The organism is Variovorax sp. VNK109 (genome assembly GCF_049445855.1).
GTDB lineage: Bacteria > Pseudomonadota > Gammaproteobacteria > Burkholderiales > Burkholderiaceae_C > JAGOCV01.
In genome coordinates this window covers 641,965-654,164 of sequence record NZ_JBMSDV010000003.1, presented here as the reverse complement: position 1 = coordinate 654,164, position 12,200 = coordinate 641,965, and the positions used below count along the sequence as shown (strand labels likewise).

Below are 12,200 nucleotides of genomic sequence, written 5' to 3'. Positions count from 1 at the left end.
TCAGGACACCAGCGCGTGCCGGGTGAAGACCTCCCGCCAGGCCGTGAGTTTGCGCTCGAAACTCCACGATGCGTTGGCAGGGCTCGTGGACGGCAGGCGATAAACCGGCACGCCCAGTTGTGAAGTGTGCCGGGCATGGCGAAAACTTTCGCCGCCGTTGTGGCCGATGGCCTGCAGTTGCGGGCAACGGCGGGCCAGCGACGCGAAGTCGTTGACTTCGGCGTTGCGGATGCTCGTATCCAGGCTGCCCTCGCGCTCGCAAGCAGCGTAGACGTCCCACACGCCAAGGCCGCGCGCCAGGATGGCGTTGCAGCGGTCCTCATAAGGCATGGCCACGAAGTCCGTGTTCCACAACGCCGAGAGGATCTTCCAGAAATGGTTCTGCGGGTGCGCGTAGTACTGCTGCATGGCCAGCGAACGCCCACCCGGGAAACTGCCGAGCACCAGCAGCCGGGTTTCGGGGGAAGCGAGCGGTGGGAGGCCGACCAGACGTTGGGGCACTACAGCGCTCTTCACGCCACCACCCCCGGCACCGACGACAGTCGCGGCACGGCGGCCAGTGTGTTATGCCAGACCGCGTCGGCTATTTCTCCCACGGTGATGCCGCGCAGGTCGGCCAGCACCTGCGCAATGCGCGGCAACTGAGCCGGCTCATTGCGGCCCTGAGGCTGGCCGGCCTCGCGCTCGGCGGCCGTGCGGTAGAGCCATGCAGGCGGAATGTCGGGTGCGTCCGTCTCCAGCACGATGGCCGTCAGCGGCAGTCCGGTCGCCAGCCGCCGCAACTGCAGTGCCCTTTCGTGTGTGAACGCACCGCCGAAGCCCAGTTTGAAGCCCATGTCCAGGAAGGCCTGCGCCTGCTGGTCGCTGCCGTTGAACGCATGCGCGATGCCATGCCACGCGTGCGAGCCCGAACCGATGTCGCGCAAGCCCTTGAGCAGGCGGTCGGCCGAGCGACGCACATGCAGGATGACAGGCAGGTCGCGGTCGCGCGCCAGCTTGAGCTGTTCGCGGTAGAACCATTCCTGCCGGTCGCGGTCCAGTCCTTCGACGAAATGGTCGAGGCCGATCTCGCCGATGGCGACAAGCCGCGGGTCGTCCAGGTGGCGGTCGAGTTCCGCGGCCAGCGTGTCGATGTCGGCCTCCTGCGCGCGCGGCGTGAAGAGCGGATGGATGCCCAGCGCATAGGCGTCACCAAACTGGTGCGCCTGTTCGCGCACCGTCGCAAAATTGGACACCTGCACCGCCGGAAGAATGCAGCAGACCACGCCGGCTTCGGCGGCGCGCTGGCGCATCGCGGCGCGGTCGGTGTCGAATTCGGGGGCGTCCAGATGACAGTGGCTATCGATCCATCGAGACATAACCCCAATGATGCCCGAACCATGTACAGGGTCGGGCAAACCGTGATACCGTGAAACCACGGTACACACCGTGCCGGAAAACCAACTCCAGCAGAGGTCACGGATGCGCAGCAGGCCAGCCTTCTACAGCTCTTCCCGTCGCGGCGCGCCTGCGGGCGAGTCCGCCAGCGCGGCTGCCTCCGCGGACGCCTCGCCCGAAGCGCCCCCCCCCGAACTATCCGCGGCAAAGCGCCGGGCGCTGCCCGCTCCCGGGCCACGTACGCTGTGGACCGTCATCGGCCTGCTGGCGTTGTCGCTGGCCATCACCCTGTCGTTGGCGATCGCCAAGCCCGGCCAGCGCCGCCTCACACAGGAAGACATCGACGCTGCCGTGATGCGCACCGTCGAAACCCACGTGCTGCCCTCTCAGGCCACGCGTGCCATCGACAACGTCGCGCCGTCCGTGGTGCGCGTGATGAGTTTCGTGAAGAACACACCTGAAATCGCCAAGGCCCGCGCCGCGCGCGAAGCAGCGCGTGAGGCCGCAAGAGGTGGCGAGCGCGGTGCGAAGCCGGGCCCCAAGGTGCCCAACCTCGGCGCCGACAAGGAAGCGAAGAAAGCCGACGAGCCGGAAGACATCGAGCATGGCGTCGGCTCCGGCGTGGTCATCGTGGACAAGGGCATCATCCTGACCAACCTGCACGTGGTCAGCGGCGCGGACCGCATCCGCGTCACCTTCGCCGACGGCACCGAGTCCAACGCGTCCATCATCAGCGTGCAGCCCGAGAACGACCTCGCCGTACTGCAGGCCCACAAGATTCCCGATGACCTCGTGGCTGCGACGATGCGCTCCACCGCCGACCTTGCGCCTGGCGACGAGGTGGTGGCCGTGGGCTTCCCGTTCGGCATCGGGCCGTCCGCGTCAGCGGGCATTGTCTCGGGGCTCAAGCGCTCGTTCCGCTCTCCCGAGGGCAAGCAGGAAATGAGCAACCTGATCCAGTTCGACGCGGCTGCAAACCCCGGCAACTCCGGCGGCCCGCTCGTCACCATGGATGGCGAGGTGGTGGGCATCGTCACCGCCATCCTGAACCCAACATCCGCGCGCACCTTCATTGGCATCGGTTTTGCTGTGCCGATCGAGAACGCGGCTGCAGCAGCGGGCATGCCACCCTTCTGATTTCGTTTTCCTGAAACCAACACGACAAGGCTTCATCCATGGACCCGCAGAACTCCAGCTCCGACACCGCCGCCCTGATGGAACAGATCCTCTATGAGGTCAAGCGCGTCGTCGTCGGCCAGGACAAATTCCTCGAGCGCGTGATGGTCGCGATGCTCGCGCAGGGCCACCTGCTGGTGGAGGGCGTTCCCGGCCTTGCCAAGACGCTCACGGTGAAGACGCTGGCGAACGTGGTGCACGGCAACTTCAAACGCATCCAGTTCACGCCCGACCTGGTGCCGGCCGATCTGGTGGGCACGCGCCTGTACAACCAGAAGACAGGTGACTTCAGCACTTCGCTCGGCCCGGTGTTCGCCAACCTGCTGCTGGCCGACGAAATCAACCGCGCGCCGGCCAAGGTGCAGAGCGCGCTGCTGGAAGTGATGCAGGAGCGCCAGGTCACCATCGCGGGCGAGACGCACAAGGTCCCGAGCCCGTTCCTTGTCATGGCCACGCAGAACCCGATCGAGACCGAAGGCACATACCCGTTGCCCGAGGCGCAGGTGGACCGTTTCATGATGAAGGTGCTGGTGGACTACCCGACCGACGAAGAGGAATACGTCATCGTCGAGCGCGTCACCGGCCCGGCCGTGCATGTGAATGCCGTGGCGACCACCGAACAGCTCGCCGCGTTGCAGGCCGAGTGCCGCCGTGTGTATGTGGACCCTTCGATCGCGCAGTACGCCGTGCGCCTCGTGTCCGCCACGCGCACGCCGGAGAAGCATGGCCTGAAGGACCTGGGCCGCTTCATCACCTTCGGCGCCAGCCCGCGCGCCACCATCAACCTGGTCGAAGGTGCGCGCGCACTCGCACTGTTGCGCGGCCGCAGCTACGTGCTGCCCGAGGACATGGTGGACCTGGTGCCCGACGTGCTGCGCCACCGCCTGTCGCTGTCTTACGAGGCCATGTCCGAAGGCATCACGGCCGATGGCATCGTCGCGAAGATCATGGCGAAGGTGTCGCCGCCGGCCAAGCCGCTCGAACATGAAAAGCTCGCCGCCTGATTTCAAGCCCGCCGAAGAGTCTGCGTCGCTGAACGCGGAGCAGTTGCTGCGCCGTCTCGAATGGACGGTGCTGCGCCGCCTCGACGGCCTGCTGCAGGGCGACTACCGCACGCTGATGCGCGGCGGCGGCCTCGACCTGGCCGACCTGCGCGAATACCAGTTCTATGACGACGTGCGGCACATCGACTGGAACGTCACCGCGCGTCTGCAGCAGCCGCATGTGCGTGTGTTCACCGAAGACCGCGAGATGGCTGCCTGGTTCCTGCTGGACCTGAGCCCGTCGATCGACTTCGGCTCTGGCACGCAGGCCAAACGCGATGTGTCGTCGGCGTTTGTCGCCGCGCTGGCGCGCATGCTCACGCGCCACGGCAACCGCGTCGGCGCCATCCTGCACGGCGGCGGCGCAGACCAGGTCATCCCCCCCCGAAGCGGACGACGTTACGTGCTGCACCTGATGCATGCGATGCAGGAGCGGCCGCCTGCCGGTGAAATCGGCGTCACGCGTCTGCAGGACCTGTTGACCAACGCAGCGCAGATGATGAAGCGCCGCTCCACCGTGTTCGTGGTGTCGGACTTCATCAGCGAGCCCGGCTGGGACAAGCCGCTCGGCCTGCTCGCGCGCCGCCACGAAGTCGTGGCCGTGCGCCTGCTCGACCCGCTGGAACTCGAACTGCCTGATCTTGGCCTCATCCCCATCCGCGACGTGGAGACCGGCGAGCAGTTGCTGGTGGACACGCACGATGCGGGCTTCCGCCGCCGCTTTGCGCGCATCGCCGCCCAACGCGAAGCCGATCTGCGCGAAGGTCTGACCAATGCCGGCGTGGATGCGCTGGAACTGTCCACCGGCGACGACCTCGCCGAAACGCTGATGCGATTCGTGGACATGCGCAAGCGCAGGAGCCGACTGTCCGGCGGCGCAGGAATGCCTGCACACATGAAGGTTGCCTGAAGAAGCGAGCTACAGCCTATGAACAACAGCCCCGTCAATTTCCTCTGGCCCGAGTTCCTGTGGCTGCTGCTGGCGATCCCGCTGCTGGTGTTGCTGTACGTGTGGCTGCTGCGTCGCAAGAAGAAGATGGCGCTGCGTTATGCGAGCCTGTCCATCGTGCGCGAAGCCATGGGCAAGGGCGCGGGCTTTCGCCGGCACATCCCGCCGATCCTGTTCCTGCTTTCCATCGTGGCGATGCTGCTGGCCGCGTCGCGCCCGCTCGCGGTGATCACGCTGCCGTCGAACCAGCAGACCATCATGCTGGCGATGGACGTGTCGGGCAGCATGCGCGCAACCGACGTGCAGCCCAGCCGCCTCGAAGCGGCCCAGGCAGCCGCCAAGCAGTTCATCGCCGACCTGCCGCGCAACGTGAAGGTCGGCATCGTCGCCTTCGCGGGCAGCGCGCAGGTGGCGCAGTTGCCCACCACGAGCCGCGACGACCTGATCACCGCCATTGATCGCTTCCAGCTGCAGCGCGGCACGGCCACCGGCAACGGCATCATGGTGTCGCTGGCGACGTTGTTTCCCAACGACGGCATCGACATTTCGGCGCTTGCGCCGGGCGGGCGGCCACGCAGTCTGTCGCTCGACAAGGCTGGACAGGAGAAGAAAGAAGTGGCGCCGGTCGCACCGGGGTCGTACACGTCGGCCGCCATCATCATGCTCACCGATGGGCAGCGCACGACCGGTGTGGACCCGATGGATGCGGCCAAGCTTGCGGCCGATCGTGGTGTGCGCGTGTACACGGTCGGCATCGGCACGGTTGATGGCGAGACCATCGGCTTCGAAGGCTGGTCCATGCGCGTGCGGCTCGATGAGGAAACGCTCAAGTCCGTGGCCAACCGCACGGCGGCCGACTATTACTACGCCGGCACAGCGGCGGACCTGAAGAAGGTCTACGAGACGCTGAGCTCCAGGCTCACGGTGGAGAAGCGCGAAACCGAAGTGTCGGGACTGCTCGCGCTCGTCGCCTCGCTGCTCGCACTGACTTCGGCAGCGCTCTCGCTGCTGTGGTTCAACCGCATTCTCTGACGCGCTGCACCAGCCACGCGGGGTCGTCCAGCGGCAAGTCGTGTCCCGCGCCCTCATGCTGCACCAGCGTGCGGCTCCATTGTTTTGCGAGTGTCTCGCTGCAACGCGGCGACACCAGCCTGTCGCCCCGCGTTCCGACGATGAGCAGCGGTACGGGCGGCGCTCCGGACGGCGCACGGTAGCGTGCGGCAGCCAGCAGTTGCCTCACCGCATTTGCGCGCGACACCGGATGCCGTTGACGCAATTCCACCCAATGCGCGAGGAGCTTCGCACGTTCCACATCGCTGCGCACCACTGTGCTCGTGAGTTCGAGGATCGCACTCTCCGCGTCCACCGGTGAAGCACGCGGCTTCAGCAACTTCGCGAGCACCGGCCATGAGCGCGGCATCAGTCGTTCGTGAAACGGGCTGAACGGCCGCAGGCTCGTGTTCACCAGAACGGCAACCTGCACTTCCCGCGGATGCGCCTGCGCCCATGCCACGCACACCATGGCGCCGAGCGACAGGCCGAGCAGGCGGTACGGTGGTTCCATGCCGCGTTCGCGCAAGGTGGCGCGCATGGATTCCATGAGCGTCACGACCGACGAAGGACTGCGCTCCCGCCAGCGTTCGCCGTTGCCCGGCAGGTCGATGGCATGCACGGCGTGCGGCGCGACAGCCTGCGCAAGCAGCGGCAGGAAGTCGCCCCAGTGCCCGGCTTCGCGCGTGAGCCCGCGCAGCAGGATCCAAGGCGCGGGATCGGAAGGAGGCATCAATACCATTGCTGCAGGGCCTCCTCATGGTGGCGCGCGCGTTCGTCGCCATCGGGCGACCACAAGCGCCAGCCGGCGGCCGCACGCGAGATGAAGTCCAGCAAGCCCATGTGCACACGCAGCGTGCGTTCCTGCCGGTGACGGATGAGCGGGTTGAAGATGCCGTGGCGCGAGAACAGTTGCCGCGGGTTTTTCTTTACCCAGATCCACGAGCCCATTTCCAGCGTGAGCGGCAGGAATACCGGGCCACCCTGCCTGCGTTCGCCTGCCTCGAGGTGCAGGTAGTCCCAGATATCGCCATGTGCCAGGTATTGGGCGCTCTGCGGTTCGACGATGTAGCGATGCAGCGGATGCGCGCGGCCGAAGATGTCCTGCAGCGCATGCAACTCGGCCAGATGGCGGATCGGCGTGCGCGTGTGCGCGTACGGAAACCACACGCGATCGCGCGCGCCAAATCCCGAATGACAGTCGATGGAAATGCTGAAGGGACGCGACAGCAGTTCTTCGCGCACGAGTTCGCACAGGGCACGCGCCTCGGGCTCCATGGGGCTGCCGGCCGCCCCCCGGTACCAGGGCAGGCCCGCGCTGGTGCGCTGTCCGCCCACCATCCACGGCACACGGTCGTCGGCGTCGAGGGGTGCATTGCGCATCAGGTCCACACCCGCCGGGTTGGCGCGCGTACCGCGCAGCATGCCCACCGGATTGACGATGGGCATGAACACGAGGCGCACGGACTCGAGTTGCCGGTGCAGCGTGCTGTCCCACCGCAGCCGCATCACCAGGCTCTGCAGGTAGGCAATGACCACTTCGGCACCGATGCGCTCCAGCCCATGAACGCCACCGAAGAAGCCTGCCGCCGGGACATGCGGTGCGGCGTTGCCCAGCGTGATGGCATACACCGGCAGACGCGCGCCATCCGGCTGCGCCGGATCGACCGGCACCTGACACACCACGCGCGCCTGGAGGTGCCCCGCGCCAAGCTCGATGATGCGTTCGAGCGCGTTGAGTTCGGGGAGCGCGGGGGCTGGAGCCATGACCGGACAGCGTACGTCATGAACATGACACCGGTTTGTCACACGACGGCCATAGGCTGTGGGACATGAGATCCAACCGATTCAGTCCACGCAACGCCTCGCGGCCACTGGTGCTCGCTGCGGCCCTGCTCTGGGGTGCGGTCGAACTGGTGGCGCTGCAGCGCCACCGCTGGCGCCACGCGCGCAACCGGTGAAAACAATCGCTGGAAACTGCGATTCCCTGTCGCTCAACATCCGCAGTCGCCCCGACTGAAACGACGAGGCCGCGACACGCGCCCGTTGCATGCCAGTGAAGGCTTGCGGCAGGCGTTCACCGCTTCCATCATCGGCTCCGATCTTCAACCCCGGAGCCTTCATGAAACCTCCTTCCGTACTCCTCAGGGCCGCACTTGTCTCATGCGCGTTGGCAACCTCCGTCGCCAGTGTTCATGCGGCTGAACCTTGGCCGCTCAAACCCGTGAAACTGCTCGTCGGCTTTCCGCCCGGTTCCTCACCGGATTTCATCGCAAGGGCGCTGGCCGAACCGCTTTCGAAAGCGCTGGGCCAACCGGTCGTGGTCGAGAACCGCGTGGGCGCTTCCGGCAACATCGCGACCGCAGCAGTGGCGCAGTCGACCGACCAGCACACACTGGGTGTCGTGATCAACGGCAACATGACGGTCGCGAAATTGTTGAATCCCGCAACACCCTATGACCCGCTCAAGGACCTGATGCCCGTGAGCCTGGTCTGCAGGGCACCCCTGCTGCTGGCGGCGTCGGACAAGGTGCCTGCGGGCAATGCCGCAGAATTCCGGATCGCTGCGCGCGCGGCTGGTGCGAAGTGGAACTACGGTTCGCCGGGTATCGGCACTATCGGTCACCTCGCGATGGAAACCTTCAAGGCCAGGGCGGGTATCGCGCCTGTGCACGTCCCGTACCCGTCGTACCAGCGTGTGGTCATGGCCATGCTGGCGGATGAAGTGCAGGTGTCGCTCGTGCAACTGGGTGCGGCCATGCCCATGGTCGCTTCAGGAAAACTCAAGGCGCTGGGCATCACTGCTGCAACCCGCACGCCACTCGCGCCGGAATTTCCCACGCTGGCAGAGGCAGGGCTGCCAAGCCTGGAGCTCGAGGTATGGACCGGCATTGCCGCCCCCGCAGGCATGCCACCGGAAATCGTGAGCCGCCTGTCCAGCTTGCTGGCGACCATCGCAAAATCGGATGACATCCGCCGGCAAATGGCGAATCATGGCTACGAGGCCGTCGGCATGGATGCCGCCACGTTTGCGCAGCGCATCAGGTCTGACTATGACCAGTTGTCGCACATCATCAAGACTCAGGGGATCAAAGTTGAGTGAAGACCTTCAGCAACTTCGGGCAAGGCTGGACGCCATCGATGTGCAACTGCTTGCCGTCCTCAAGGCGCGGCTGGATTGCTGCGAGGACATCGGACGCTACAAGAAGCGGCACGACGTCGCCATGATGCAGCCGCAGCGCATCGGCATCGTCAAGGCGCGCGCCGGCGAATTTGCGCGCACCAACGGCATGAGCGAAGCATTCCTGTCTGACCTGTATGACGTCATCATTGCCGAGACGTGCCGCCTTGAGGACATCATCATCCATGGCTGAATCACAGGGCAGCGGGCTCCGCTTCGCGACATTGGGCCCTGCGGGCAGCAATCACGCTTTCGTGAGCGAAAGGTACCTGATGTTCCAGGGCCTCCGGGAAGGCGCACACATACAACTGCACCGCACCTTCGAGGACGCGGTGGAAAGCGTGCTGCAACATGACGCCGACTTCCTGATCCAGTGCGCCGTACACCCCTCGACACCGCGCACGGTTTCAGCGTTCCATCGCGGCCTGTACGTCATCGATACGTTCGTCTCGTCGAGCCGGCCACTCGCCGTCGTGCGCCGGCGCGACCGGCCTTCACCGCGCACGATCGGTGCGATGGCAGCCACCGTGGACTACGTCGATCTTTCGCGTTGGGGCAGCCTGGCGATCACGGAAACGGTGACCGCGGTGACCGACGGACTGCTCGAAGGAAGCTTCGATGCAGGACTGGCTTTCGCCGATGCCGCTGCAGAACATCCCGAAGCGCTGGTGATGGAGCAGGCCGTCCCCAGCCCCGATGACGCATGGATCGTCTACGGGCGCACACGTGTGGCCGCAGACGGTCTCGTGGGTTCGGACCGCGGGCCCGCATCGGCTCTCTATCGCAAGGCGGGAGGACATGGCTAAACGTTCGCAGGCATCGCCATTTCCGACCGCGAAGCCGCCCAAGCTCCGGTTGCCCACCGCGACGTCGCGCCACAAGCCCGTGCAGCCCAAGCGCAGCACGACCTCGGCGCGCGTGGGCTCACAAGTCAAGGGCATGCGGCTCGCCATGGGTCTGTCTGCCGCCGCGCTGGCCGAGGGCGCGGGCATCTCCCGATCGATGCTGTCGCGCATCGAAAGCGGTCTGGTCTCCCCTTCCATCGAAGTTCTGGACCACATCGCCGCTGCCTTGCATGTTCCGCTTTCGCGGTTCTTCGGGGATCAGAATGAGCGCGCGGATTGCTCCTACGTTCCGGATGGCGGCGGTCTCGTGGTGGATCGCGACGGCGCTGTGCAAGGCTACCGCTACGAACTGCTCGGCCACGTGCTGTCGGGCAATGCGTTCGTCGAGCCGTACCTCGTGACCCTGGGTGCCGAAGCCGAGCCTTATGTGACCTTCCAGCACGCGGGCATGAAGTTCCTGCGCATGGTGTCAGGGCGCGTCCGGTACACGTACGGCAGCCGCAGCATGGAACTCCGACCGGGCGACTCGCTGCTGTTCGAGGCGCATGCGCTGCATGGCATCAGCGAAATCCTCGAGCGGCCCGTGAGCTATCTGGTCGTCGTGTTCACGCTCAGGGACTGAGCGGATCTCAGGCCAACCGTCCCTGCACCAGCCGCACCTGCCGGTGGCAACGCGCGGCGAGCGCTTCGTCGTGCGTCACCATCACGAAGGCCGTGCCCTGCTGCTGCGCAAGGTCGAGCATCAGGCGGAACACCGCGTCGGCGGTGCCGCGGTCGAGGTTGCCCGTGGGTTCATCGGCCAGCACGCAGGCCGGCCTGGTGACCAGTGCGCGCGCAATCGCCACGCGTTGACGCTCGCCACCGGAGAGTTCCGCCGGGCGATGCAGCACGCGATCTTTCAGGCCGACCGCGTCGAGCATGGCGCGCGCGGCCTCAGCACAGGCTTCGGTCGTTTCGCGGCGGATGCGCAGCGGCATGCCGACGTTGTCCAGCGCACTGAACTCGGGCAGCAGGTGGTGGAACTGGTAGATGAAACCGAGGTACTTGTTGCGCAATTCGCCCTGCGTCGCGGCGTCGAGTTTCGCGATCGGTTGTCCCTTGAGCGTGACGCTGCCTGCGGTGGGCGCATCGAGCCCGCCCAGCAGATGCAGCAGCGTGCTCTTGCCGGAGCCCGATGCGCCGACGATGGCGACCGTCTCGCCGGCCTGCACGCTGAAGTCCACGCCCTGCAGCACGGTGACGTCGAGCGCGCCTTCGACGAAGCGCTTGACCAGGCCCTGGCATTGAAGAACGGTTTCACTCATAGCGCAGCGCCTCCGCCGGGTTGACGCGGCTGGCGCGCCAGCTCGGATACAGCGTGGCGACGAACGCCAGCACGAGGGAAATGACGGCAATCGGCACGATGTCCGTGCTCTGTGGATCGCTGGGCATGCGGTTGATGAGGTAGATGTCCTTGGGCAGGAAGCTCGCATTCAGCGCACGCTCCAGCGCCGGCACGATCACGTCGATGTTGAACGCGATGCCCAGGCCCAGCAACAGACCGCCGATGGTGCCGATCACGCCCACCATCGCGCCCTGCACGACGAAGATGCCCATGATGCTTTTCGGGCTCGCGCCCAGCGTGCGCAGGATGGCGATGTCCGCGCGCTTGTCGGTCACCGTCATCACCAGCGTGGAGACGAGGTTGAACGCGGCCACCGCCACGATCAGCGTGAGGATGATGAACATCATGCGTTTCTCGAGCTGCACAGCGGCGAACCAGGTTCGGTTCTGCCGTGTCCAGTCGCGGATGAGCAGGTCGCCGCTCAGCGAGTTGGCCAACTGCTGCGCGACGTCGCGCGCCTGGTGCAGGTCTTTCAGCTTGAGGCGGATGCCCGTCGGCCCTTCGAGCCGGAAGATACGGGCCGCATCTTCCTGATGGATCATCACCAGCGCCGAGTCGTATTCGAAATGGCCGGAGTCGAAGGTGCCGACCACCGTCATCTGCTTGAGGCGCGGCACCACGCCGGCCGGTGTGACCTGGCCGCTCGGCGAAATGAGCGTCACCTGCTCGCCCATGCGCACGCCGAGTGCACGCGCCAGTTCACCGCCGAGCACGATGTTGAATTCGCCGGGGATGAGCTTGTCGAGCCCGGTCGTCTTCGAATCACCGGCAAGGTCGGTCACTTCATGTTCGCGCGCGGGGTCGATGCCGCGCACGATGGTGCCCTTCATGTCCTCACCGCGCGCGATCAGACCCTGCGCGGCGATGAAGGTCGCAGCGCCGATCACCTGCGGAATGCGGCGCGCCTCTTCAATGGTGAGCGTCGGGTTCGGCAACGCCGCGCCGCCGGGTGCGAAGATCTCCACATGCGAGACGACGCCGAGCATGCGGTCGCGCACTTCCTTCTGGAAGCCGTTCATGACCGACAGCACGATGATCAGCGCAGCCACCCCCAGCGCGATGCCGAGCATCGACACGCCGGAGATGAAAGAGATGAACCCGTTGCGCCGGGTGGCGCGGCCAGCGCGGGTGTAGCGCCAGCCGAGAATCAGTTCGTAGGGGAGCTGCATCCGGGATTGGTGAAGGGAAACTGCCG

Annotated in this window: 15 protein-coding genes; 9 read left to right on the top strand and 6 right to left on the bottom strand. The window is 66.0% G+C overall.

The window, feature by feature from the left end; genetic code table 11:
* Complete coding sequence (locus ACO2Q9_RS14120) at positions 1 to 516, bottom strand: DNA-deoxyinosine glycosylase (protein ID WP_423312417.1); 516 nt, start codon at positions 514 to 516, stop codon at positions 1 to 3.
* Positions 513 to 1,358: a TatD family hydrolase gene (locus tag ACO2Q9_RS14115; RefSeq protein ID WP_423312416.1), complete on the bottom strand. Its 846-nt coding sequence runs from the start codon at positions 1,356 to 1,358 to the stop codon at positions 513 to 515. The genes ACO2Q9_RS14120 and ACO2Q9_RS14115 overlap by 4 nt, the downstream gene beginning before the upstream one ends.
* Before the next feature lie 103 nt (positions 1,359 to 1,461).
* Between ACO2Q9_RS14115 and ACO2Q9_RS14110 the strand changes: the two genes are divergently transcribed.
* Genes ACO2Q9_RS14110 through ACO2Q9_RS14095 form a run of 4 tightly spaced genes read left to right on the top strand, consistent with a single transcriptional unit; the run spans position 1,462 to position 5,577 of the window.
* Positions 1,462 to 2,514, top strand: coding sequence for a S1C family serine protease (locus tag ACO2Q9_RS14110; RefSeq protein WP_423312415.1), 1,053 nt, complete (start codon positions 1,462 to 1,464; stop codon positions 2,512 to 2,514).
* Between the two features lie 38 nt (positions 2,515 to 2,552).
* Positions 2,553 to 3,557 carry an AAA family ATPase gene (locus ACO2Q9_RS14105; RefSeq protein ID WP_423312414.1) on the top strand — a complete coding sequence of 335 codons (1,005 nt, stop codon included), beginning with the start codon at positions 2,553 to 2,555 and terminating at the stop codon, positions 3,555 to 3,557.
* On the top strand, positions 3,538 to 4,506 hold the full coding sequence (locus ACO2Q9_RS14100; RefSeq protein WP_423312413.1) for a DUF58 domain-containing protein: 969 nt from the start codon (positions 3,538 to 3,540) through the stop codon (positions 4,504 to 4,506). The genes ACO2Q9_RS14105 and ACO2Q9_RS14100 overlap by 20 nt, the downstream gene beginning before the upstream one ends.
* 18 nt (positions 4,507 to 4,524) lie before the next feature.
* Complete coding sequence (locus tag ACO2Q9_RS14095; protein ID WP_423312412.1) at positions 4,525 to 5,577, top strand: VWA domain-containing protein; 1,053 nt, start codon at positions 4,525 to 4,527, stop codon at positions 5,575 to 5,577.
* On the opposite strand, the gene ACO2Q9_RS14090 is transcribed toward ACO2Q9_RS14095, so the two are convergent.
* Positions 5,561 to 6,328, bottom strand: coding sequence for an alpha/beta fold hydrolase (locus ACO2Q9_RS14090; protein WP_423312411.1), 768 nt, complete (start codon positions 6,326 to 6,328; stop codon positions 5,561 to 5,563). The genes ACO2Q9_RS14095 and ACO2Q9_RS14090 overlap by 17 nt on opposite strands.
* Complete coding sequence (locus tag ACO2Q9_RS14085; protein ID WP_423312410.1) at positions 6,328 to 7,362, bottom strand: M14 family zinc carboxypeptidase; 1,035 nt, start codon at positions 7,360 to 7,362, stop codon at positions 6,328 to 6,330. Before ACO2Q9_RS14085 ends, ACO2Q9_RS14090 begins: the two co-directional genes overlap by 1 nt.
* 65 nt (positions 7,363 to 7,427) lie before the next feature.
* Here ACO2Q9_RS14085 and ACO2Q9_RS14080 point away from each other — a divergent pair, with 65 nt between their 5' ends.
* The 5 genes from ACO2Q9_RS14080 to ACO2Q9_RS14060 all read left to right on the top strand — a co-directional run bounded on the left by ACO2Q9_RS14080 (position 7,428) and on the right by ACO2Q9_RS14060 (position 10,243).
* Entirely contained in the window at positions 7,428 to 7,556 is a 129-nt protein-coding gene (locus ACO2Q9_RS14080; protein ID WP_423312409.1) for a hypothetical protein, read from the top strand.
* A 263-nt stretch (positions 7,557 to 7,819) separates the two neighbouring features.
* Positions 7,820 to 8,698: a Bug family tripartite tricarboxylate transporter substrate binding protein gene (locus ACO2Q9_RS14075; RefSeq protein ID WP_423312408.1), complete on the top strand. Its 879-nt coding sequence runs from the start codon at positions 7,820 to 7,822 to the stop codon at positions 8,696 to 8,698.
* Complete coding sequence (locus ACO2Q9_RS14070) at positions 8,691 to 8,969, top strand: chorismate mutase family protein (RefSeq protein WP_423312407.1); 279 nt, start codon at positions 8,691 to 8,693, stop codon at positions 8,967 to 8,969. Before ACO2Q9_RS14075 ends, ACO2Q9_RS14070 begins: the two co-directional genes overlap by 8 nt.
* Positions 8,962 to 9,582, top strand: a complete 621-nt coding sequence (locus ACO2Q9_RS14065) for a hypothetical protein (RefSeq protein ID WP_423312406.1) — start codon at positions 8,962 to 8,964, stop codon at positions 9,580 to 9,582. The genes ACO2Q9_RS14070 and ACO2Q9_RS14065 overlap by 8 nt, the downstream gene beginning before the upstream one ends.
* 112 nt (positions 9,583 to 9,694) lie before the next feature.
* On the top strand, positions 9,695 to 10,243 hold the full coding sequence (locus tag ACO2Q9_RS14060) for a helix-turn-helix domain-containing protein (RefSeq protein WP_423312492.1): 549 nt from the start codon (positions 9,695 to 9,697) through the stop codon (positions 10,241 to 10,243).
* Positions 10,244 to 10,250: 7 nt separating this feature from the next.
* Here the strand turns inward: ACO2Q9_RS14060 and lolD are convergent, their stop codons facing one another.
* A complete protein-coding gene (gene lolD / locus ACO2Q9_RS14055; protein WP_423312405.1) occupies positions 10,251 to 10,925 on the bottom strand; it encodes a lipoprotein-releasing ABC transporter ATP-binding protein LolD in 675 nt (224 codons plus the stop codon).
* A complete protein-coding gene (locus ACO2Q9_RS14050) occupies positions 10,918 to 12,174 on the bottom strand; it encodes a lipoprotein-releasing ABC transporter permease subunit (RefSeq protein WP_423312404.1) in 1,257 nt (418 codons plus the stop codon). Before ACO2Q9_RS14050 ends, lolD begins: the two co-directional genes overlap by 8 nt.
* Between the last annotated feature and the right edge of the window lie 26 nt (positions 12,175 to 12,200).

Coding starts and splice junctions, on each gene's coding strand:
- ACO2Q9_RS14080 (WP_423312409.1), top strand. CDS start 7,428: ATGAGATCCAACCGATTCAGTCCACGCAACGCCTCGCGGCCACTGGTG.
- ACO2Q9_RS14065 (WP_423312406.1), top strand. CDS start 8,962: ATGGCTGAATCACAGGGCAGCGGGCTCCGCTTCGCGACATTGGGCCCT.
- ACO2Q9_RS14115 (WP_423312416.1), bottom strand. CDS start 1,358: ATGTCTCGATGGATCGATAGCCACTGTCATCTGGACGCCCCCGAATTC.
- ACO2Q9_RS14085 (WP_423312410.1), bottom strand. CDS start 7,362: ATGGCTCCAGCCCCCGCGCTCCCCGAACTCAACGCGCTCGAACGCATC.
- ACO2Q9_RS14100 (WP_423312413.1), top strand. CDS start 3,538: ATGAAAAGCTCGCCGCCTGATTTCAAGCCCGCCGAAGAGTCTGCGTCG.
- ACO2Q9_RS14110 (WP_423312415.1), top strand. CDS start 1,462: ATGCGCAGCAGGCCAGCCTTCTACAGCTCTTCCCGTCGCGGCGCGCCT.
- lolD (WP_423312405.1), bottom strand. CDS start 10,925: ATGAGTGAAACCGTTCTTCAATGCCAGGGCCTGGTCAAGCGCTTCGTC.
- ACO2Q9_RS14105 (WP_423312414.1), top strand. CDS start 2,553: ATGGACCCGCAGAACTCCAGCTCCGACACCGCCGCCCTGATGGAACAG.
- ACO2Q9_RS14095 (WP_423312412.1), top strand. CDS start 4,525: ATGAACAACAGCCCCGTCAATTTCCTCTGGCCCGAGTTCCTGTGGCTG.
- ACO2Q9_RS14050 (WP_423312404.1), bottom strand. CDS start 12,174: ATGCAGCTCCCCTACGAACTGATTCTCGGCTGGCGCTACACCCGCGCT.
- ACO2Q9_RS14090 (WP_423312411.1), bottom strand. CDS start 6,328: ATGCCTCCTTCCGATCCCGCGCCTTGGATCCTGCTGCGCGGGCTCACG.